The 18,558-nt window shown below is 64.9% G+C and carries 22 protein-coding genes, 1 tRNA gene, 1 other RNA gene and 3 pseudogenes; 16 read left to right on the top strand and 11 right to left on the bottom strand.

Features of this window, described 5'->3' with window-relative positions:
- Both GH681_RS21560 and rquA read left to right on the top strand, forming a co-directional pair.
- A pseudogene (locus GH681_RS21560) lies at nt 1-112 on the top strand (IS5/IS1182 family transposase); the annotation flags it as partial.
- A gap of 771 nt (nt 113-883) precedes the next feature.
- Nucleotides 884-1,561: a rhodoquinone biosynthesis methyltransferase RquA gene (gene rquA / locus GH681_RS21555; protein ID WP_153163601.1), complete on the top strand. Its 678-nt coding sequence runs from the start codon at nt 884-886 to the stop codon at nt 1,559-1,561.
- Nucleotides 1,562-1,570: 9 nt separating this feature from the next.
- On the opposite strand, the gene GH681_RS21550 is transcribed toward rquA, so the two are convergent.
- The 5 genes from GH681_RS21550 to cbiB are packed head-to-tail and all read right to left on the bottom strand — an operon-like array spanning nt 1,571 to nt 6,234.
- Entirely contained in the window at nt 1,571-2,371 is an 801-nt protein-coding gene (locus GH681_RS21550; RefSeq protein ID WP_153163599.1) for a cobalamin-binding protein, read from the bottom strand.
- 17 nt (nt 2,372-2,388) lie between these two features.
- The gene (locus GH681_RS21545; protein WP_153163598.1) at nt 2,389-3,435 is read right to left on the bottom strand and encodes a hypothetical protein; all 1,047 of its coding nucleotides are present in this window, start codon (nt 3,433-3,435) and stop codon (nt 2,389-2,391) included.
- Nucleotides 3,432-4,313, bottom strand: a complete 882-nt coding sequence (locus tag GH681_RS21540; protein WP_153163597.1) for a cobalamin-binding protein — start codon at nt 4,311-4,313, stop codon at nt 3,432-3,434. Before GH681_RS21540 ends, GH681_RS21545 begins: the two co-directional genes overlap by 4 nt.
- Before the next feature lie 9 nt (nt 4,314-4,322).
- Nucleotides 4,323-5,303 (bottom strand): threonine-phosphate decarboxylase CobD, encoded by a 981-nt coding sequence (gene cobD / locus GH681_RS21535; RefSeq protein WP_153163596.1) that lies wholly within the window; start codon nt 5,301-5,303, stop codon nt 4,323-4,325.
- Nucleotides 5,296-6,234, bottom strand: a complete 939-nt coding sequence (gene cbiB, locus GH681_RS21530; RefSeq protein ID WP_153163595.1) for an adenosylcobinamide-phosphate synthase CbiB — start codon at nt 6,232-6,234, stop codon at nt 5,296-5,298. The genes cobD and cbiB overlap by 8 nt, the downstream gene beginning before the upstream one ends.
- 39 nt (nt 6,235-6,273) lie before the next feature.
- Here cbiB and GH681_RS21525 point away from each other — a divergent pair, with 39 nt between their 5' ends.
- The 4 genes from GH681_RS21525 (at nt 6,274) to ssrS (ending at nt 8,617) form a co-directional block, all read left to right on the top strand.
- A complete protein-coding gene (locus tag GH681_RS21525) occupies nt 6,274-7,806 on the top strand; it encodes a cobyric acid synthase (protein WP_153163594.1) in 1,533 nt (510 codons plus the stop codon).
- Between the two features lie 10 nt (nt 7,807-7,816).
- Complete coding sequence (locus tag GH681_RS21520) at nt 7,817-8,044, top strand: hypothetical protein (RefSeq protein WP_153163593.1); 228 nt, start codon at nt 7,817-7,819, stop codon at nt 8,042-8,044.
- A gap of 58 nt (nt 8,045-8,102) precedes the next feature.
- Nucleotides 8,103-8,399, top strand: a complete 297-nt coding sequence (locus tag GH681_RS21515; RefSeq protein ID WP_153163592.1) for a cell division protein ZapA — start codon at nt 8,103-8,105, stop codon at nt 8,397-8,399.
- Between the two features lie 36 nt (nt 8,400-8,435).
- Nucleotides 8,436-8,617: non-coding RNA, 6S RNA (ssrS, locus tag GH681_RS21510), on the top strand.
- Between the two features lie 83 nt (nt 8,618-8,700).
- Here the strand turns inward: ssrS and GH681_RS21505 are convergent.
- Entirely contained in the window at nt 8,701-9,156 is a 456-nt protein-coding gene (locus GH681_RS21505) for a cytochrome c5 family protein (RefSeq protein WP_153163591.1), read from the bottom strand.
- Nucleotides 9,157-9,301: 145 nt separating this feature from the next.
- On the opposite strand from GH681_RS21505, the gene GH681_RS21500 reads away from it, so the two are divergent.
- Nucleotides 9,302-9,378: transfer RNA gene (locus GH681_RS21500), tRNA-Arg, on the top strand.
- A 175-nt stretch (nt 9,379-9,553) separates the two neighbouring features.
- On the opposite strand, the gene GH681_RS21495 is transcribed toward GH681_RS21500, so the two are convergent.
- Nucleotides 9,554-9,805 (bottom strand): helix-turn-helix transcriptional regulator, encoded by a 252-nt coding sequence (locus tag GH681_RS21495; RefSeq protein ID WP_153163600.1) that lies wholly within the window; start codon nt 9,803-9,805, stop codon nt 9,554-9,556.
- Between the two features lie 143 nt (nt 9,806-9,948).
- Between GH681_RS21495 and GH681_RS21490 the strand changes: the two genes are divergently transcribed.
- From GH681_RS21490 to GH681_RS21475, 4 genes are all read left to right on the top strand, one after another.
- Nucleotides 9,949-10,185 (top strand): hypothetical protein, encoded by a 237-nt coding sequence (locus GH681_RS21490; RefSeq protein ID WP_153163590.1) that lies wholly within the window; start codon nt 9,949-9,951, stop codon nt 10,183-10,185.
- Nucleotides 10,178-11,416, top strand: a complete 1,239-nt coding sequence (locus tag GH681_RS21485; protein ID WP_153163589.1) for a site-specific integrase — start codon at nt 10,178-10,180, stop codon at nt 11,414-11,416. Before GH681_RS21490 ends, GH681_RS21485 begins: the two co-directional genes overlap by 8 nt.
- On the top strand, nt 11,409-12,392 hold the full coding sequence (locus tag GH681_RS21480; protein WP_153163588.1) for an HD domain-containing protein: 984 nt from the start codon (nt 11,409-11,411) through the stop codon (nt 12,390-12,392). Before GH681_RS21485 ends, GH681_RS21480 begins: the two co-directional genes overlap by 8 nt.
- Before the next feature lie 131 nt (nt 12,393-12,523).
- On the top strand, nt 12,524-13,090 hold the full coding sequence (locus GH681_RS21475) for a hypothetical protein (RefSeq protein WP_153163587.1): 567 nt from the start codon (nt 12,524-12,526) through the stop codon (nt 13,088-13,090).
- 17 nt (nt 13,091-13,107) lie between these two features.
- On the opposite strand, the gene GH681_RS21470 is transcribed toward GH681_RS21475, so the two are convergent.
- Entirely contained in the window at nt 13,108-13,422 is a 315-nt protein-coding gene (locus GH681_RS21470) for a helix-turn-helix domain-containing protein (protein WP_153163586.1), read from the bottom strand.
- 165 nt (nt 13,423-13,587) lie between these two features.
- Between GH681_RS21470 and GH681_RS21465 the strand changes: the two genes are divergently transcribed.
- The 3 genes from GH681_RS21465 to GH681_RS21455 all read left to right on the top strand — a co-directional run bounded on the left by GH681_RS21465 (nt 13,588) and on the right by GH681_RS21455 (nt 15,271).
- Nucleotides 13,588-14,241, top strand: a complete 654-nt coding sequence (locus GH681_RS21465) for a hypothetical protein (RefSeq protein WP_153163585.1) — start codon at nt 13,588-13,590, stop codon at nt 14,239-14,241.
- Nucleotides 14,242-14,263: 22 nt separating this feature from the next.
- Nucleotides 14,264-14,626, top strand: a complete 363-nt coding sequence (locus tag GH681_RS21460) for a hypothetical protein (protein ID WP_153163584.1) — start codon at nt 14,264-14,266, stop codon at nt 14,624-14,626.
- Nucleotides 14,627-14,914: 288 nt separating this feature from the next.
- On the top strand, nt 14,915-15,271 hold the full coding sequence (locus tag GH681_RS21455; RefSeq protein ID WP_153163583.1) for a type I restriction-modification system subunit M N-terminal domain-containing protein: 357 nt from the start codon (nt 14,915-14,917) through the stop codon (nt 15,269-15,271).
- A 123-nt stretch (nt 15,272-15,394) separates the two neighbouring features.
- Here the strand turns inward: GH681_RS21455 and GH681_RS21450 are convergent, their stop codons facing one another.
- Both GH681_RS21450 and GH681_RS21445 read right to left on the bottom strand, forming a co-directional pair.
- Nucleotides 15,395-16,483, bottom strand: coding sequence for an IS630 family transposase (locus GH681_RS21450; protein ID WP_153163582.1), 1,089 nt, complete (start codon nt 16,481-16,483; stop codon nt 15,395-15,397).
- A gap of 73 nt (nt 16,484-16,556) precedes the next feature.
- A pseudogene (locus GH681_RS21445) lies at nt 16,557-16,922 on the bottom strand (transposase); the annotation flags it as partial.
- A gap of 130 nt (nt 16,923-17,052) precedes the next feature.
- Between GH681_RS21445 and GH681_RS21440 the strand changes: the two are divergent.
- A pseudogene (locus GH681_RS21440) lies at nt 17,053-17,431 on the top strand (transposase); the annotation flags it as partial.
- Between the two features lie 69 nt (nt 17,432-17,500).
- The gene (locus GH681_RS21435; protein ID WP_153163581.1) at nt 17,501-17,863 is read left to right on the top strand and encodes a hypothetical protein; all 363 of its coding nucleotides are present in this window, start codon (nt 17,501-17,503) and stop codon (nt 17,861-17,863) included.
- A 122-nt stretch (nt 17,864-17,985) separates the two neighbouring features.
- Here GH681_RS21435 and GH681_RS21430 read toward each other — a convergent pair.
- Nucleotides 17,986-18,558, bottom strand: a 573-nt coding sequence (locus GH681_RS21430; protein ID WP_153163580.1) for a transposase, incomplete at its 5' end; no start/stop codon positions are given.

Below are 18,558 nucleotides of genomic sequence, written 5' to 3'. Positions count from 1 at the left end.
GCTTCGCACCATCGGCCAGGCGCGGGCGAACTTTGCGCTGACGATGATGGCGGCCTGCTACAACCTGAAGCGGCTGGTTTACTTCCAGAAGGCCGGAATCAGGGCCTTCTGACGCCCGAAATGGGCCGAATCGCCGCTGCCCGAGGCGATTCGAGGAAAAAACGGGGCGGCACCGCTGGAGAAGGCGATGATTTGCCGAAGGAATTGAACCAGATTCGGTCTCGATCATCGTTGCGCAGTGGGATTTACTGAAAACCTCGGGTTATTCGAGGTGCCCAACTGTTGAGGTACAGATGGCGATGCTAGAGTGCGGTTATCATTCCATTTACTGGAATGCCTCGATGAGTGTTGTCGAGGTAATAGAGTCAAATAGATGCATGGAAGGAATAGGATTCGAAAAAAAAAGCGGGAAATTCATTTAGTTGCAAGACTGCTGCATTATCCCAACATCCCGCGTGCACGTCGGATTCTGTGCGCTCACTGCGCAGTGTCGACCGCCGCCTCAACAGCCCCTTCTGCAAGGAATACCCCAAGGCTTACGCCTGCCAGCCCCCTGGATCTCCCATCCCCACTGACGCCGAGTTGGAGATGCTGGCGCGGCAGCGGAGGATCGAGTCATCTCGGTCCCCGGATCCCGGCACGCCGGAGCGCAAGCTGACCGAGCAAATCCAGAAGCAGAACAATCGGGGCATGGATCAGCTTCAGCGATTCACAAAGTAGTCCGTAGCACGCCTCGAGACCGCGATCTTCGAGGCCGACGGAGCCGACTCCGTCGTGACTCGATGACGCCGATACCCCACCCCCCGAGTTGCTGGTATCGTTCCACTGTTTGCTCCCAGAGCGCTTCTGACGGATGACAGATGTCGTCCGACTTTTCTGATTGATGCCCAATCCATCGTCTTCGCCAGTTCCCGCCTACCTCCGCGACACCTACACCTGGGCCTATCTCGATCGACGATCGGTTCGATGGCTGGATCAGCCGGTGGTGGTGTCCACCATTCTCTGGGGTAATGCCGGGCGCCTGATGGATGCGGCTGTCGCCGAGTTTTCGCCGGGTCAGCGGGTGCTGCAGGCGGCGGCGGTGTATGGTGATTTTTCGGTGAGGATGGCCCGTCGGCTCGGGTCGGATGGCCAACTCAACGTGGTCGACGTCGCGCCGATCCAGGTGGCCAACACCCGGCGCAAGCTGCTGGGCTGGCCCAACGCGCGGGCTCAGGTGGCCGATCTGACCGAGCCGCTGGGTGTTGGCTTCGACGCGGTGTGCTGTTTCTTCCTGCTCCACGAGGTGCCTGCACCGGTGCGACGGGCGATCGTCTCCAACCTGCTTGAGGCCGTGGAGCCGGGCGGCAAGATCGTTTTCGTGGATTATCACCAGCCGCGCTGGTGGCATCCGCTGCGGCCGGTGATGGCGATGGTGTTCCGCTATCTGGAGCCGTTCGCCAATTCGCTGCTGGCGGAATCCATCGAAACCCTGGTGCCCGAGACGGCTGGGTTCGAATGGCGCAAGGAAACGCTCTTCGGCGGGCTGTACCAGAAGGTCGTGGGCGTGCGGCGCCGCTAGACTGCGGCTTTACAGCAGGCTGTCCAGGCAGCGCCCGATGGCCGGCAGGCCTTCGCGGATGGCTGCGACGCCCGGCGCCAGCAGGGTGGCGGACTTGATCTCGAAGACACGTTCGTCGCGCACTGCGGGGATGGTGTCCCAGCCGGGCCGGCTGGTCACGTGGGTGGGCTGGAAGTGCTTGCCGCACCACGATCCGATGATGATGTCCGGCGCCCGGGGGATGACCACCGCCGGGTCGGCGAGGATGCGTTCCTTCGCCGAGTGGTGGATCGACAGCTCGCCAAAACAGTCTTCTCCGCCAGCGATGCCGATCAGCTCCGACACCCAGCGGATGCCCGTGATCAGCGGTTCGTTCCATTCTTCAAAGTAGACCCGCGGCCGACGTCCAAGCCGCGCCGCGCGGGCCTCGCCTTCCGCCCGGGCGGTGGCGATGGTGCGTTCGAGATCGGCCACCAGATCCAGCGCGGCGGCCTCCCGCCCGACCAGCCGGCCCAGCGTCTCGACCATCGCCAGGATGCCCTCCACGCTGCGGTGGTTGAAGACATACACGGCCACGCCGGCCTTGATCAGGTCGCGGGCGATGTCGCCCTGCAGATCCGAGAACGCCAGCACCAGATCCGGCTCGACGGCCAGGATGCGTTCCACCTTGGCGCTGCTGAAGCCGCTCACCTTGGGCTTTTCCTTGCGCGCCCGCGGCGGGTGGGTGGTGAAGCCGGAGATGCCGACGATGCGGTCTTCGGCGCCCAGCAGGTAGAGCGCTTCGACGGTTTCGGTGGACAGGCAGACGATGCGTTCGGGGAGGCGGGCCATGGTTACGACAGTCGGGTTCAGCGGGGGAAGGGCGCCGGGCAGGCGCGGGTGTCGGCGGCGGGGTTGCACAGCTGCACCTTGTCGATGAAGGCGTCGGCGGTGGCCTGGGCCTCGCGGCTGTCGGCGCGCACCTTGTCGGCATCGCCGGCGGGCAGGCGCCAGGCGCGCTGGATCACGTAGATCAGGTCGGGCCCTTCGATGGCCTTGATGACGGCCATCTCGGCGAAGTTGGTGCCCGGCACCTGGGGGCAGACGAGCACGGTCTTGAGGGTTTCGCCCTCGGTCCTGTCGCCGGGCTGCAGGGTGACGACCGGGCCGGCCGGCACGTCGCAGGCCCGCGCGCGGGCGGCCTGCATGCCTTCGAGCAGCGCCCGGGCCTGACCGCTCCCGGCGATGCGCGGCAGGCCCTGCACCGACACCAGTTGGGTCCATTCGCGGATCGATTCGCCAAGCGGCACGAAATCGGCGCTCCACGGGCCGGGCTTGCCGGCAGGGGCGGCTTGCGTGGTGGCCGGCATGGAGTCGGGCGGCAGCGGCAGGTTGAGCCAGCGCACCCCGCCGGCGGCCTCGTCGGCACGGCGTTGGGCGGCCAGTTCGCGCAAGCGGCGAAGCGGTGGATCGAGTTCGGCCTGGAAATCGTCGATGGCGCTCTCGGTCACCACCAGCCGCGACGCTTTCGGCTCGTAGCGGTACCACACGTCGTAGTCGCGGGGCGTTCCGCAGGCGTCGACTGTCCAGCGTTCCAGCGCGTGATGCACCCGCGTTGGGCGGGTTTCGATGAGATCCGGCGCAGCCTGGCGGGTGGCGGTCACGTGGATGTCACGACACGTGGGCGTGGCCCGGGCGGCGAGGGCGGCGATGCGTTCGACGACCTTGTCCTGGGCCGCGGCGGGCCGCCAGGCGCCGGCAAAACCCGGCACCTTGCGCTGGTCGGCGGGGATGGCGGCAATCTGGCCGATGCGGGTGACGGTCTCGCCCGGCAGCGGCCCGCTGTCGGCAGCGCTTGCGCCGAGGCTGGTGCCTGCCAGCGCGAGCGCCAGAATGGCGGGGCGGACGCTGCTCATCGCCGGGCGCGGGCTTCTTCGAGCTGCCCGCATAGCCGTTCGGCGCCGTCGAGGATGCGCGGCGTGTGGCGCTGGATGCGGTCGGGCGGGATGTAGAACAGGTTGCCCCTGGCCACGGCCGGCAGTTTGGTCCATTGGCGCCAGTCGTCCAGCCACTCCGGGCGGGCTTCGCCCATGCCGCTGGCGACGATGGCCTCGGGCGAGGCGGCCAGCACGGCCTCCACGTCGATGGTCGGGGCCAGCATCGGCAGTTTGGCAAAGACGTTGTCGCCGCCGCACAGGCGGATCACGTCAGCGATCAGGTGTTCGCCGTTCACGGTCATCAGCGGGCGGTTCCAGGCTTCGTAAAAGACGCGCACCGGCGGCCGCGACGAATAGCGGGCAGCGAGGGCCGCGTGGCGCTTGCGGAAGGCCTGGGCGGCGGCGTCGCCGGCGGCCTCGGTGCCAGCGATTTTGCCGATCTGGGCGAGGCTCTTCGCCACATCGTCGATCTTGCGCGGCTCGTTGATGAACACCGGAATGCCCAGCGCGCGCAGCTTGCCCAGGTGGGCGTCACGGTTGCCGCTCTTCCAGGCGATCACCAGATCGGGCTTGAGGGCCGCGACCTTCTCCATGTCGATGGAGGTGTAGCCGCCCACGCGGGGGATCTTCTTCGCGGCTTCCGGGTAGTCGCTGTACTGCACCGCGCCGACCACCTTGTCGCCCGCGCCGGCGGCAAAGAGCAGCTCGGTGATGTGGGGCGCGAGGCTGACGATGCGGGCGGCGGGTTTGTCCAGATGTACGGGCGTGCCTTGGTCGTCGGTGATGTCGATGGCGGCGCGGGCCGGTACGGCGGCGCAGGCGAGGGCGATGAGCGGGGCGAGGATCAGGCGGCGCATGGGTGCGGGTCAGGTCAGATTCAGTCGGTCGAGGGCGGCATCGAGGCGCGTCCACTCGGCTTCGGCCCCGGGCAGGCCGAAGCGCAGGCCGGCGGGGGCGTCGAACAGGCGGGTCAGGATGCCCTGCTCGGCCAGCCGGGTGTGGATCGCTTCGGCTTTAGCGTGCGGCCGCCACTGGAACAGCGCGGTGCCGCTGCCGCCGGCAAGGCCGTGGCGGGCCAGCAGGGCGGACAGCCGCTGGCTGGCGACGTTGAGCTGCTGCCGGGCTACATCCTGCCAGGCCAGATCCGACAACGCGGCGGTGGTCACCACCCGGGCCGGGGCTGAGACTGCCCACGGGCCAAGGCGTTCCGCGAGGGCGTCGAGCAGCGCCGCCTCGGCAAACACGAAACCCACCCGCGCCCCCGCCAGCCCGAAGAACTTGCCCACCGAGCGCAGCACGATCAGCCCAGGCTGGCTCGCCAGCGGCACCAGACTGTCGCCCGGTTCGGCGTCGAGGAAGGCTTCGTCCACAATCAGCCGGCCGCCGCGTGAGGCGAGCCGTGCATGCCAGCCGAGCAGCTGGTCGCGGCCAAAGCGCTGGCCGTCCGGGTTGTTGGGCTGGACGAGGAGCACGGTGTCGGCGTCATCCACGGCCGCGTCGACGGCGTCGGCGGGCAGGGCGCGCACAGCGTGCCCGCGCCAGGCGTAGGGGTGCTCGGCGTAGGTGGGCGCCAGCGTCACTACCCGGCCCGGGGGAAAGCACGCCGGCAGGGCCTGGATCGCCGCCTGGGAGCCCGCTACCGGCAGCAGCAGCGGATTGCCGTAGTAGCGGGCGGCGGCGGCCTCGAGGCCGTCGTCAGTCTCGGGCAGGCGCTGCCAGACTTCCGGCGCGAGGGGCGGGACCGGGTAGGGCTGCGGGTTGATGCCGGTGGACAGATCGACCCAGTCGGACAGCGGAATCCCGAAGCGGCGCGCGGCAACGCGCAGGCGGCCGCCGTGCTCAAGCATGGATCAGCACATTGATCGCGGCGATCGCCATCAGCCACAGCCACACGCTGTTGTGGACCAGCGCCACTGCCTTGTCGATGTCGGCGGCCCGGGCCGGGGCGCCTGTGCCGAGGGTCGGGCGGGTTTCCAGGTGGCCGTGATAGACCGCCGGGCCGCCCAGACTGACGTGCAGCGCACCGGCGCCGGACGCCATCACCGGGCCGGCGTTGGGGCTGTCCCAGCTGGGCGCCTGGGTGCGCCAGCAGCGCAGGGCTGCGGCGGTGTGGCCGAGCAGCGCGTAGCTGAGGGCGGTGAGGCGCGCCGGGATGAAGTTGAGCACGTCGTCGATGCGTGCGGCGGCCCAGCCGAAGCGCAGGTAGCGTTCGTTACGGTAGCCCCACATGGCGTCCAGCGTGTTGGCGAGGCGGAACATCAGCGCCCCCGGTCCGCCCAGCAGGGCAAACCAGAACAGCGCGCCGAAGATCGCGTCGTTGCCGTTTTCGAGTACGGATTCGACGGTGGCCTTGGCGACGCCGGCTTCGTCCAGCTCGGCGGTGTCCCGCGACACGATCCACGACAGGCGCTGGCGGGCGCCGGCCAGATCGCCTGCCGCCAGCGGCGTGCCCACCGCCCGGGCGTGCTCGGCGAGGCTGCGGCCGCCCACCGCAAAGTAAAGCAGGCCCACGTCGATCGCGAGGCCGAGCCAGGCGTCGGCCTCCTTCAGCGAGCCAGCCAGCGCGACCCACGGCAGTACCGCCACACTCCACGCCAGCAGGCCGGCGCCGCGCCCGTCGGCAACGCGCCGGATCAGCCGTTCGACGGCCGCTGCATAGCGCCCGAAGCCGACCAGCGGGTGGTGATGGGAAGGCTCGCCGAAGATGCGGTCGAGAAGCAGGCCGAGGCCCATCGGGACGGCAACGGAGAACAGGACGGTGAGGTGCAGGGCGGACATGGGATAATCGGCGGCTTTTGTGCCATCCCATTGTAAAACATGCGTCAAGCCCGCACCCTGATGGTTCAAGGCACCACGTCCGATGCCGGCAAGAGCACCCTCGTCGCCGGGCTGGCCCGCCTGCTGGCGCGCCGGGGCGTGTCGGTGGTGCCCTTCAAGCCCCAGAACATGGCGCTCAACTCGGCGGTCACCGTCGATGGCGGCGAGATCGGCCGGGCCCAGGCGCTGCAGGCGATCGCCGCGGGCCTCGAGCCCCACACCGACATGAACCCGGTGCTGCTCAAGCCCTCCACCGACATCGGCGCCCAGGTCATCATCCACGGCCGCGCCGTGGCCAACCTGTCGGCGCGGGATTACCACGACTACAAGCCCCGGGCGATGGCCGCCGTGCTCGAGAGCCACGACCGCCTGTGCGCTCAGTACGACACCGTGCTCGTCGAAGGCGCCGGCAGCCCGGCCGAGATCAACCTGCGCGACCGGGACATCGCCAACATGGGCTTCGCCGAGGTGGTCGATTGCCCGGTGATCCTCGTCGCCGACATCGATCGCGGCGGCGTCTTCGCCCATCTGGTGGGCACGCTGGAGCTGCTCTCGCCCACCGAGCAGGCGCGGGTCAAGGGCTTTGTGATCAACCGCTTCCGCGGCGATATCGGCCTGCTGCAATCCGGCCTCGACTGGCTGGAGGCGCGCACCGGCCGCCCGGTGCTGGGCGTGTTGCCCTACCTGCACGGGCTCTTCCTGGATGCCGAAGACGCGCTGGCCGACGCCCGCGCCGAAAAGGGCGAGGCCGGGCTGCGCGTTGTCGCGCCGGTGTATCCGCGCATCTCCAACCACACCGACCTCGACGCCCTGCGCCTGCATCCGCAGGTGGATTTCAGCTGGGTCGGGCCCGGCCAGGCCATCCCGCCGGCCGACCTGATCGTGCTGCCCGGCTCCAAGGCCGTCCAGGCCGATCTGGCGTGGCTGCGTGCCCAGGGCTGGGAGCCCGCGATCAGGCGACATCTGCGCTACGGCGGCAAGCTGGTGGCGATCTGCGGCGGCTACCAGATGCTCGGCCGCCAGCTGCACGACCCGCTCGGCCTTGAAGGCGCGCCGGGCAGCGTCGCTGGGCTCGGCCTGCTGGACGTGGAAACCACCCTCGAAGCCGAAAAGCAGCTCGGCAACATCACCGGCACCCTCGCGTTGCCCGGCAGCCCGCCGGTGGCCGGCTACGAGATCCACATGGGCGTCACCCAAGGCCTTGGGCTGGCGTCGCCGTCCGTGCTGCTGGCCGATGGCCGTGCCGACGGCGTGCGCTCCGACGACGGGCAGATCATCGGCAGCTACCTCCACGGTCTCTTCGATCACCCGGACGCCCTGGCCGCCCTGCTCGCCTGGGCCGGCGTGACGGACGCCGTGCGGGTTGATCTTGCCGCCCGCCGCCAGGCCGATCTCGACCGCCTCGCCGACAGCATCGAGCAGAGCATGGACCTGGCCCGGCTGGCTGATTGTTTCGGCCCGGGCAGCGCCGCCGACGCCCTTCGCTGCGCGCCCGCGTCTGGCTTGCTTGACCGCTCCCCCGCCCCTCTCTAACATTCGCCGGATGGATGCAGAACTCGCCTCGCTCGAACAAAAACTCGAACAGCTGCTCACCCGCCATGCCGAAGAGCAGGCGCGTCTGCGCAGCCAGCATGCCGCCGCCCTGGCTGACGCCCGCAGCCTCCAGGAACGCGTCGACGCCCTCGAGACCGCCAACCGCGAACTCAACGACAAGCTCGGCCTCGTCGGCAGCCGCCTCGAAGCGCTGCTCGCCCGAATCCCCGAAGCCTGAGCTCAAACCCCGCACCCGTTGCCGGTCCGCCTGTTGGCCGGTCCGGCTGGAGGCCTGAATGGAACAACTCGACATCAAGCTGCTCGGCCGCGAATACCGGGTCGGCTGCAAGCCCGAAGAGAAGGACGGCCTGCTTGCCGCGGTGGCCTATCTCGACGAAAAGATGCGTGATCTCGCCGTCAAGACCAACTCGGCCGGCGAGCGGCTGGCCGTCATGACGGCGCTCAACATCACGCACGAATTTCTTCAGTTTCAGCGTGCCGGCGGGTTTGACATCCCGACGCTCAAGCGTAGAATCGAACGCATGAACAGTCGCCTCGACGGGGTTCTGGCAGAGCAGGAAAAGCTCTTCTGAACGCCCTTTCAGGGTACGGTTTCAAAAGGTTTGATTAATCCCCTGCGGTGTTGGTTAAGGCTTTAAACTCCTTGAACCAATGTCTACGTGACATGGGTCGCGGCCCAAAGAAACCGCCGGTGTGCGCGCTCCTAGTCGAGTGTGCCTGAGGCGGAAGGAAAGCGACCCCCCTGAACTCCGGTTCAGGATGCAAGCCTGACGGCATTCGCGGGGGACCCAACAAAAAAGCGCAGATTTCGGTCTGCGCTTTTTTCATTTCGGCGGCGCATCCGGCGCGATGCCGGGTGCGCCGTGGACCAGATCAGTCCGGCGCCTTGAAACCGGCACCCGCCTTGTTGGCCAGGAAGGCCACTGCGCGCTTGAGTTCGTTGTCGGTCAGATCGGCAGCGCCACCCTTGGGCGGCATGGCGCCCTTGCCGGCAGCGGCAGACTTGACCAGGCCATCGAAGCCCATGCCCAGACGCGGCGCCCAGGCGGCCTTGTCGCCAGCCTTCGGGGCACCGGCAGCGCCGGATTCGTGACAGGCGCCGCACACGGAGGCGTAGATGTCCTCACCCTTGCGGCTACCCGGGGCAGCGGCGGGCGCGGCCTGGAGTTCGACTTGAGCAACCGGTTGGGTCAGCTTGGCGGCGAGTTCATCGTCGACAGCCGCTTTCTTGCCACAGCCCACGAGCTGGGTAGCCAGGGCGGCGACACCGATGGAAAGCGCGATCCGCGCGTAGGAATGGACGGGGGCAGAACGACGAAAATCCGACATGCTGAATTCCTCGAGAACGGGCTCAATGATTTAAAGCGTTGATTATAGCGAGGGTATTCCCCTTCTGTCAGGCTAAGCATGGACTCGGGGGCGGATTCGCGTTATCCTGCGCGCCGCGCAACGTCAAGTTGCCGCCATTTACCGCGCGCCCGTAGCTCAGCTGGATAGAGTACTGCCCTCCGAAGGCAGGGGTCACTGGTTCGACTCCAGTCGGGCGCGCCAAACAAATCAATGGGTTAGATCGAAAGATCTGGCCCATTTTTGTTTCTGGCCCAGCCTTGGCCCAAATTTGGCCCACCGCTGGCCCACCCGTTTTTCACCCCGCTCGGCAAACAGGCAGTTTGCCCCGTGCTTCCCTGGCCCACACTTCAGCAGCACACGGGGCGCCCTCCTCACTTTACTGCTCCTTCTCCCCTGCAGGCTTGCCTTCGTCCGGAAGGTGCTCGGCGAGTTGCTCGAGTCGACACCCGAAGTAGTCACATAGACGATCAAGATTGTCCGTCACGGTGCTGTAACCGGGGTGGTTGGCAATCTTGGATAGCGTCATCCGATTGATCCCGGTCTGAGCGGCGACCTCGGTCATCGTGATCACTCGTCGTTCGCGGAACTCCTTCTCTGCAATAAGCTCCTTGAGCCTGAACCTGATCATGACTTGCACCTGAGTCTGTTTAGTGGCGGGTGATAAAAAATATTATCGCCTGCCGTTGACATTGCGCATAGAGGTGATTAAATTTGTTATCAGGTGATCGTTAATGAAGACCACCGATCCGATTAATCATCAAGGAGCAAGTCATGGAACTGACCTACCTCACCACCGACGAGTTGTCGGCTCGCATCAAGTACGACCCACGGACGATTCGGGAACGTCTGAAAGACAGCGTGTTGATCGAAGGGACGCACTACATCCGCCCGTTTGGTGGCCGGAAGATTCTGTACATCTGGGAGCACATCAAGCGCGACATGGGCCTGAAGTCGGTTGAAAGCCACTTTGCTATCCCCATGGCAAATGGAGGTGTCTGCCATGGGTAGCATTCGCAAGCACGGCCAGACTGGTGCGCTGTTCTTCGACTTTCGTTATGAAGGCGCTCGCTGCCGGGAGTACACGACACTTCCGGACACGGCCGCCAACAAGAAGAAGATGGAGAAGGTCTTGAAGATGCTTGAAGCCGACATCGCCGCCGGCACCTTCGACTACCGTCGCTACTTCCCGGCCAGCAAGAACGCCGCGCGCTTCGACGCCGCCCCCGCGGTCAGCGTCGCCGTGACGGTGACTGCACCGAGCACACCCACGGTCGCCCCGACGCCCCTCTTCAAGGACTTCGCGGAGACCTGGTATCTGGAGAAGGAGGTGGAGTGGCGCAAGTCCCACCGGATCACGATCCGCCGGGAGCTTGACAGCCTGATTTCCCGCTTCGGGGAGAAGGCGGTCGGCCAGATCACCAAGGCTGACGTACTTGCCTACCGCGCCGAACTCGGCAAAGTGACTGCGCGGGGCAAGGAAACAAAGTTGTCTGCTGCACGGATCAACAAGATGCTGAACCCGCTCAGGCAAATCCTCAACGAAGCGGCCGACCGCTTTAATTTTCCCACGCCTTGCCAGAACATCAAACAGCTGCGCATCAAGCGCACCGACGTGGATCCCTTCTCCCTCGAGGACGTGCGCGCCATCCTCGCCACGGTGCGGGAGGATTTCCGCGACTACTTCACCGTGCGCTTCTTCACCGGGATGCGCACCGGCGAGGTGGATGGGCTGAAGTGGAAGTACGTGGATTTCGAGCGCCGGTTGATCCTGGTGCGGGAGACGGTGGTCCTCGGCGACGAGGAGTACACGAAGACCGACGGCTCCCAGCGGGACATCCAGATGAGCCAGCTCGTCTTCGAGGCTCTGAAGCGCCAGCAGGCGGCGACCGGCAAGGTTTCGACGTTCGTGTTCTGCAATCGGCTCGGCAAGCCCCTCGACCACAAGAACGTGACCAATCGGGTCTGGTATCCGCTCCTTCGTCACCTGGGGCTGAAGAAGCGGCGGCCCTACCAGTGCCGGCACACGGCGGCCACCCTGTGGCTCGCCGCCGGCGAGGCGCCGGAGTGGATCGCGCGGCAACTCGGCCACACGACCACCGAGATGCTGTTCCGGGTCTATTCCCGCTACGTCCCCAACCTGACCCGCCGGGATGGTTCGGCCTTTGAGCGCCTGATCACCCAGTCGATTGCCGACACCCCCTTGCCCGTGAGTCCCACCCAGGAGAGCCGCCATGTCTGATGTTCGTCAAACCGTGTTTTCACTGGGCCATCTGTCCCAGCTTCCCCGACCGGATCACCTCATCGACCGCCTGCCGCCGGTCTTCCGGGTCCAGTCGATCGATCGCCTGCCCTTCGACGCGCGCAACCTGATTAACGTGGCGGTCGTCTTCCACGAGCGGGCGGTGCTGCGGGTGGAATGGCTGTGCCGCCATCCGGACAGCCGCCTGACCGCGGGCAGCCTGGTGTCGATCCGCTGGCTCGGCCGGCCGACCAGCACCCTGGGGGCGATCCGGATCGCGCGGCTGGTGAAACTCGAACGGCCCGAGGCGAGCTTGAATCCTTTCGATACGGTGCCCCACGCCTGGGTCCGGGACCGGAAGCTCGTCGCGCGGGCGGGGCGTTTCTGGGAGGGCCTGGGGCGGCCGCTGCAGCATCTCTTCAACGCGGTGTTCTGGGATCCGAAGCGCTTCCAGCGTTATCTCGAGGGGCCGAGTTCGCTGCAGGGGCATCACAACGGCCGGAACGGCAACTTCCGCCATGCGCTGGAAGTCGCCGAACGGGCACGCACCCTCGGCTGCCATCATGCGGAGGTGCATCTGCCGGTGTTGATCGCGGCGAGCCTGCTGCACGACGCGGGCAAGGCGGAGGAGTATCAGTTCAATCCGATGCGCGGACGCTACGAGATGACGGAGCGCGGGGCGCTGCTCGGCCACAAGCACACGGTGCTCGAGTGGATCGCCGCGGCCCGGGCCCAGCACCGGGTGATCATCCCCGAGGCCCATTACCTGGCGCTCCTCCATGCGATCACCGCCGCCAAGGGGGCGCCTGACTGGCTGGGGCTGCGGGAGCCCCTGAGCCTGGATGCCCACATCCTGTCGACGGTGGACCGCCTCTCGGGCCAGGCCGATCTCGTCAGCCGCCACGCGGCGCGGGACGGGGGCTTCGGTGCCTATCACCGCCACCTGGGCGGACGGCCTTACGTCGTGCGGGAGTGAGCTCGGCAGGGCCGCCGCGATCCCCCGCGGCGGCGGCGGTCGCTCGCTTTGAAAGTCGGGACGTTTCGGTATGCTGTTTCTGACAGCGGACGTCCCGTCATTCCCATCCTCGAAATTGCTTGGAGATTCTCATGGATCAACATGATGGCTTCGCTCGTCTTCAAACTCGGACTCTGCGTGGCACCTGCATCACCCGAACCGTCGATCTGGCCAATCCGCGCCTGATCGGCGTCTGGAAGTGGAACTTTGAAGAGGCCAGTCGCCGCCTCTACGCGGTGTGCGTCTTTGCGCCCAATGTCCTGCGGGATGCCTACCCCCTGGAGGAACTGCAAGGTCTGAAGGACTGCGTCGCGCAGCAGGCGCGCAAGGTCGAGAAGATGATCGACTGGACGCGGGCCCAGCTAGCCGCCGCCGGCCTCAATTCGGGCGAACCGGGCCGGGTCGAGGCCTTGAGCGCGGATATCCGCACGCCGCTGGCGAGCGCGTATGTGGACCTCTTCGTTCGCGCCGATCTCGCCATCCAGTTGCTGGACGCCCTGTGGTTGCAGGGTGAGTTGACCGACGCCGGCCACGCGGAGCGGACAGGGGCGATGCGCCGGGCGCCGCTCAGTGTGCTGGGCGGGATTCAGCGGGCGCATGCGCGGTGCCGGGAGCGTATCGAGGCGCTGTATCGACAGCGTGATGCGGGGCTGCTTTAGGCGGGGTGTCGCCAGGCTCAGGCGCTTGGGAGGGTCTGGAGCTGGGTGATCAACTGGTGGCGCTGGTCCCGGGAGCACGCGCCCAGGAGCCGGATCAGCTCCGCCAGGTCGTCATCCGGCTCATACAGGTAGGAGACCGGGACATTCAGTTCCGTAGCCAGCCGCTGTGCGGTCTGCAGGTCCGGCACATGCTTGCCCCGCTCGTACTGGTTGATCCGCGCACTGGCGACGAACTGGTCGATCCCGGCCAGGATGCCGAGCTGCTTTTGCGATACGCCTCTCGCCTCCCGGGCCGCCCGTAGCCGCCTGGCAAACACCGACTTCTCTTCCATCCCCGTCCTCCGTGCTGAGGACTAAGAGATTCTTAGGAAGGACAGCTATGGCATACTAAGGAATCCTTAGCTTTACGGTCGCAAGACCCACCGAACCCGGGCCGCCGCGGTGTTTTAGCTGCGGCAAACATGGCCCAACCATCGAATACGAATAAGGAACAAACCATGTACAAGATGACGACCGCACTGGTGCTCGGCATCGCGCTGACCGGCTGTGCGTCGATGAAACCCTCGGTTCACACCGAGTCGACCTTCGTGATTTACGACGTCAAACCCGCCACGCTCGACCGGAACCTGTTTCTGAAGGCGGTGCTCGACGCCGTGCAGACGAGTGCCAGCAAGCTGCGGGTGAATCGGGAGATTCCCCCGGCGGAACTGCCGGCCACCCCGGGGCGCTTTGAACTCCAGGATCCGTTTGCGAATTCGAAGATGGGGGCGCTGCTGGCGTCCCAGGCCCAGAGCATCCGCGTCCCGGTCTGCAAGAACGCGCTGATGACGGTTTCCACCGAAAACACCAGCATGGCGCAGTACGGTGAGCAGACGACCTTCTTCCTGTGCGTGCTGCCCTACAAGGATGGCTACCACATCGATATCCACGCGACCTTCGTGCGGGCGAACAGCGGCTTGACTCCGCAGGGGATCAGCGCTGCGGTCGGGCGCTCGCTGATCGGCGACTCGAGCCAGTTCATCCCGCGCACGATGAACAACGTCCGAGCCGCCGCCGAGGTGGTCGGGGGGAAGGTGACGGTGGTCGACAGCTACATCCCGGAGGATTTCAAAGGGGCGTTTGTGAACCAGGCCGAGCGTGCCGGCAAGTAAGGCCAGAAAGGAGGCCGATCAAATGGACAAACGTGTCGTTGGAACACTGCTGGGGATCGCCGGCGTGCTGTTGTGGTTCATGCCCTGGATGGCGTTCTCGATGGGAGAGATGGACTTCCACCAGACCGGTAGCCACATTGGCGGGATCGCTTACGTCCTGCTGATGAGCTCGCTGGCCTCTGCGATCCTGTCCTGGGTACCCCAGCCGGTGCCGCGGATCATCGTGGCGGCGCTGTCGACGCTGCTCAGCGGGTTCTTCTGGCTGAACGCGGGGGAGGAGGCTGCGTGGGGCCTGGTCTGGCTGTGCACAGTGAGCGGCTTCAGTCTGCTGCAGGCGATCGAGAGGAATAGCGCGGAACGGAAGTCCGAGCCGCGGGTTGAGTAGTTCTTCATCGGGACGGGACGAGGGGCGTGGAGACCCTCGTCCCGCTGTCTGCATCTTCTTCCCTGTAAAGCGAGTTTTGGGGGTCGCCATCACGTGAGGTAAGCCCAAAATAGAAGGGGCGCTTTGACCACTGCAGCTCCGCTCGGTGTGCGTGAACGCGGGATGCACTGAGACAACATTCGGGAGCCCCGCGCGCGCAACGCGCCGTCCTGCAAACAACTCATGCGCCGTAAAATCCCGGCGGCGCCGCGATCCTGCGCGCCCTTCCCTGCACGGCCCGCCCGTATCATGAACCACCCAGCCCTCTCGTCCTTCATCTGGTCCATCGCCGACCTCCTCCGAGGCGACTACAAACAATCCGAGTACGGCAAGGTCGTCCTGCCCTTCACGGTGCTGCGTCGCCTCGACTGCGTGCTGGCCGGCACCAAGGCGGCGGTGCTCGCCGAGTTCGATACCAAGCCCCAGGCCGGCATCAGCCCCGACGCCTTCCTGCTGCGCAAGGCCGGGCAGAGCTTCTACAACACCTCGCCGCTGGACCTTGCCAAACTGCTCGGCGACCAGGACCACCTGCGCGAGAGCCTCTACGCCTACATCCAGGGCTTCTCGCCGGCCGCGCTTGTTCTGAATGAAGTCAATCGAGTTTAGTTTGTAGAAAAAATTCAATGGGTTACGAACATCCAAATGAATACAAAGCTCGACAACTCAAAAGGTAGAAGAGACTTTAAATCAGGAGCTTGGCGGATTTTTTGTCATAGTTCAGAACAAGCTCTAGTGGTGTGAGTTAGAAGTTCGTTGGGCAAAGGCTGCGACGGAAGCGAGGATTTCGTCGGCCGTCTTGGTCCAGACGAAGGGTCGGGGGTGGGCATTATTCTCGGCGATGTAGTTGCGAATGGCGGCTTCCAGCGCACAGGTGGAGCGAAAGCGCCCGCGCTTGAGCCGGCGAGTGGTGAGGATCGAAAACCAGGCTTCGACCAGATTCAGCCAGGAGCCTGAAGTCGGCGTGAAGTGCAGATGAACGCGCGGATGGCGCAACAGCCAGCGACGGATCAGCGGCATCTTATGGGTGCTCGCATTATCCAAAATCAGATGCAGATCGAATTCGGGCGGCGTCGCATGCTCGACGGTGGCGAGGAAATGCCGGAAATCGAGGCTGCGATGACGGCGATGCACCTCCCCGATCACGGTACCCGCCTTGATATCGAGCGCGGCAAACAGGTCCGTTGTACCGTGACGGAGGTAGTCGTGTGTATGTCGCTCCACTTGCCCCAGGCCCATCGGCCAGACCGGGGCCGTGTCCTCGATGGCCTGGATCGAGGGCTTCTCATCCACGCACAGCACCAACGCTCGGTCAGGCGGGTTCAGGTACAGCCCAACGATGTCACGCACCTTCTCAATGAAATGCACGTCGGTCGAGAGCTTGAAGGTTTCACTGCGATACGGCGCCAGGGCAAAGGCACGCCAGATGCGCGAGATCGCCGACTGGCTCATGCCCATCTCCCGCGCCAGTGTTCGGGTGCTCCAGTGCGTGGCATTCTTGGGCACGGATTCGAGCGTCGTGACGATCACGCGCTCGACCTGATCGTCGAGGATTGTGCGCGGGGCGCCCGACCGGGGCGCGTCCACAAGGCCGTCCACGCCGAGCGCAGCGAAACGGCGTCGCCATTTGCTCACCGTCATCTCGCAGACCTCGAGACGGGCGCCTACCTCCCGGTTCGTGATGCCGGGCTCGGCGCAAGCGAGCACGATGCGCGCACGCAACGCCAGCGCTTGAGCAGTGGAACGCCGTCGCGTCCAGTTCTGCAACATCGTCCGATCGGCTTCGGACAGAGTGATCGATACCGCATGCGAGGCAGCCATGGTTGTCTCCTTCCAAGGCTTGGACTCCAGGATCAACTCACCAGATCTGCTGTGACGAATTTATAACTCACACCACTAGCAACTCCAGTGCCGTCGTGCTGGGCCGGTAGGGTAGTTTGACGCTTAGGCTCTTTTGGCGGCGGCAGACGGTGCTGAAGTCTGGCACCTTCCAAACCAGACCGGCCAGGCGCAACAGGCTTTCGACCATTCCCAGGCTTTGGCGCAAAGCCAGCCCAAACAGGCAATTGATGCTCAGGCAGAACGGGATGGCCGCATCGGAGAACGTCGATTGGCGGCCACGCTTGCCGGTGGCTGAGGCGTACCACTGCATGTCAGTGTCCAGCCAGACCGTCAGCGAACCTCGGGCCTTGAGTGCCGCGTTGTAGTCGGCCCAGTTTGTCGTCTTGTATCTGCCCCGCGGGCGCTTGCCTTCACTCATGCCCAGAGCCTACACGTTGGGACGGGGGGGGTGCAACAAAGCCCATCGGCGGTAGTAGCAGGCCTATACTGTTCATACGTAAGGGGTATCCACTTAGCTCCACCGGCTGGATTTCTGTACATTTATATACATGACAATCCCAGTAGCCGGCGTAGACTGTCCGCAAACGTGGAACGAGTTTTTGGACTGGTTCCTGAGTGAAAATGCTTGCTTGGCCTTTATCGAGCGATTACGCATGGCCGCATGGTTTTGTCTGTCCGGCCTGCGGTGCCAATGAGCAGCCCTATCGCGCTACCCGACTGAGGTTGATGTGTCGCCGCAGTAGGCATCAAACTTCAGTGACGGCGGGTACCATTTTTGAGAAAACCCGCACACCCTTGCGAGTGTGGTTAGCTGCTGCCTGATATGCCACCAATCAGAAACTGGAGGGCAGTGCGCTCGGCTTGCAGCGCGTGCTTGGTCTTGGCAGCTACCAAACCGCTTGGACGATGCTCCATCGGTTTCGTCGCACTCCACCGCATCCCGTGCGACGCCGATAGCCGGGGAACGCCGCCAACCAACCGGATCATTCATTCCTGATGGCCATCTCACTTGGTTTCATTAATCTTTTCTTCCCGATAAAAATCATCGAGGGGAAATACCCTGGAGGCTGGGCGCAATTTAAAACGGATTACGCAGACAGGGTCGCGTTCGATGAACATCTCGTCCGCTATTGCTCCGGCAGCCCGAACGATATCGAGGCCATCGTAGAGAAACTGCACGCGCTCGGATTTGAAACCATTGTTGAGTCCGATGGGCATGCTTATTGGAAGGACTGCTGCGTTGTCGAGCACTTTGGCAAGATCACTCTCCCTTGCGACTGGTTGCAGCTTGCCAAGGACTATCGCAGCGCTTACCTCAGGGGTACGGAGCCTGGCGAGGTGGTTGATCAACCGTCCTGATCGCCGGATTCCATGGCGGCGAGCAATGCTCCCAACTTAACGCCAACCCCCTTGTGAACCCGCGCCACTCTCGGTAAAATTCATACCGTTAAGTCATTGATAAATAGTCGGCCCTGAAATATTCAATTCGTCGCTTGCAGCCGCCAGCCTGACGGCCAGGCTGCGTTGCCACTGAGCAGCCGCCCAAGCATCCCGACCAGCACGCCGAGCGCAAAAAGGGCCGTCAGCCCCAAACGAGCCACCGCCCGCAGTAGCCAGCGCAAGTTGTAGCCCGCGGCACAGAGCACCGGGTGCAGCACATCCCCTTCAGATCCTTTCAGCCAGTTCCGCCGTAGCCCACAGTCGTCCTTCAGGTGTCCGATCACCGGTTCCACCGCCTGACGGCGTTTGAGCAGACGACGCGCCTTGGCACTCAGGTTCTTGATTCGGCCCCGGTGGATGATCTCGACCCCGGGCACCTCCACACCCCGATAGCCGAGATCAACGATGGCGGTGTGGGGCTTCGGGGCGCCTTTGACGTCCTGCATCAGGATCGTCGCCTGCTCGATCTGCTCGGCAAGGGTGTGAGCGTCGTAGGGATTGCCCGGAAAGGCCCGGGCGCCGACGATCAGGTTGCCTTTCTCGGTGGTGGCAATGCCCACCTTGACCCCGAATTCATAGGGCTGGCGCGCCTTGCCCTTGCCGATGCACTCGAC

The organism is Zoogloea sp. 1C4, assembly GCF_009469605.1.
GTDB classification, from domain to species: domain Bacteria; phylum Pseudomonadota; class Gammaproteobacteria; order Burkholderiales; family Rhodocyclaceae; genus Zoogloea; species Zoogloea oryzae.
Note: the sequence above shows the minus strand (reverse complement) of the source record. Positions and strands in the feature narration are given on the sequence as shown.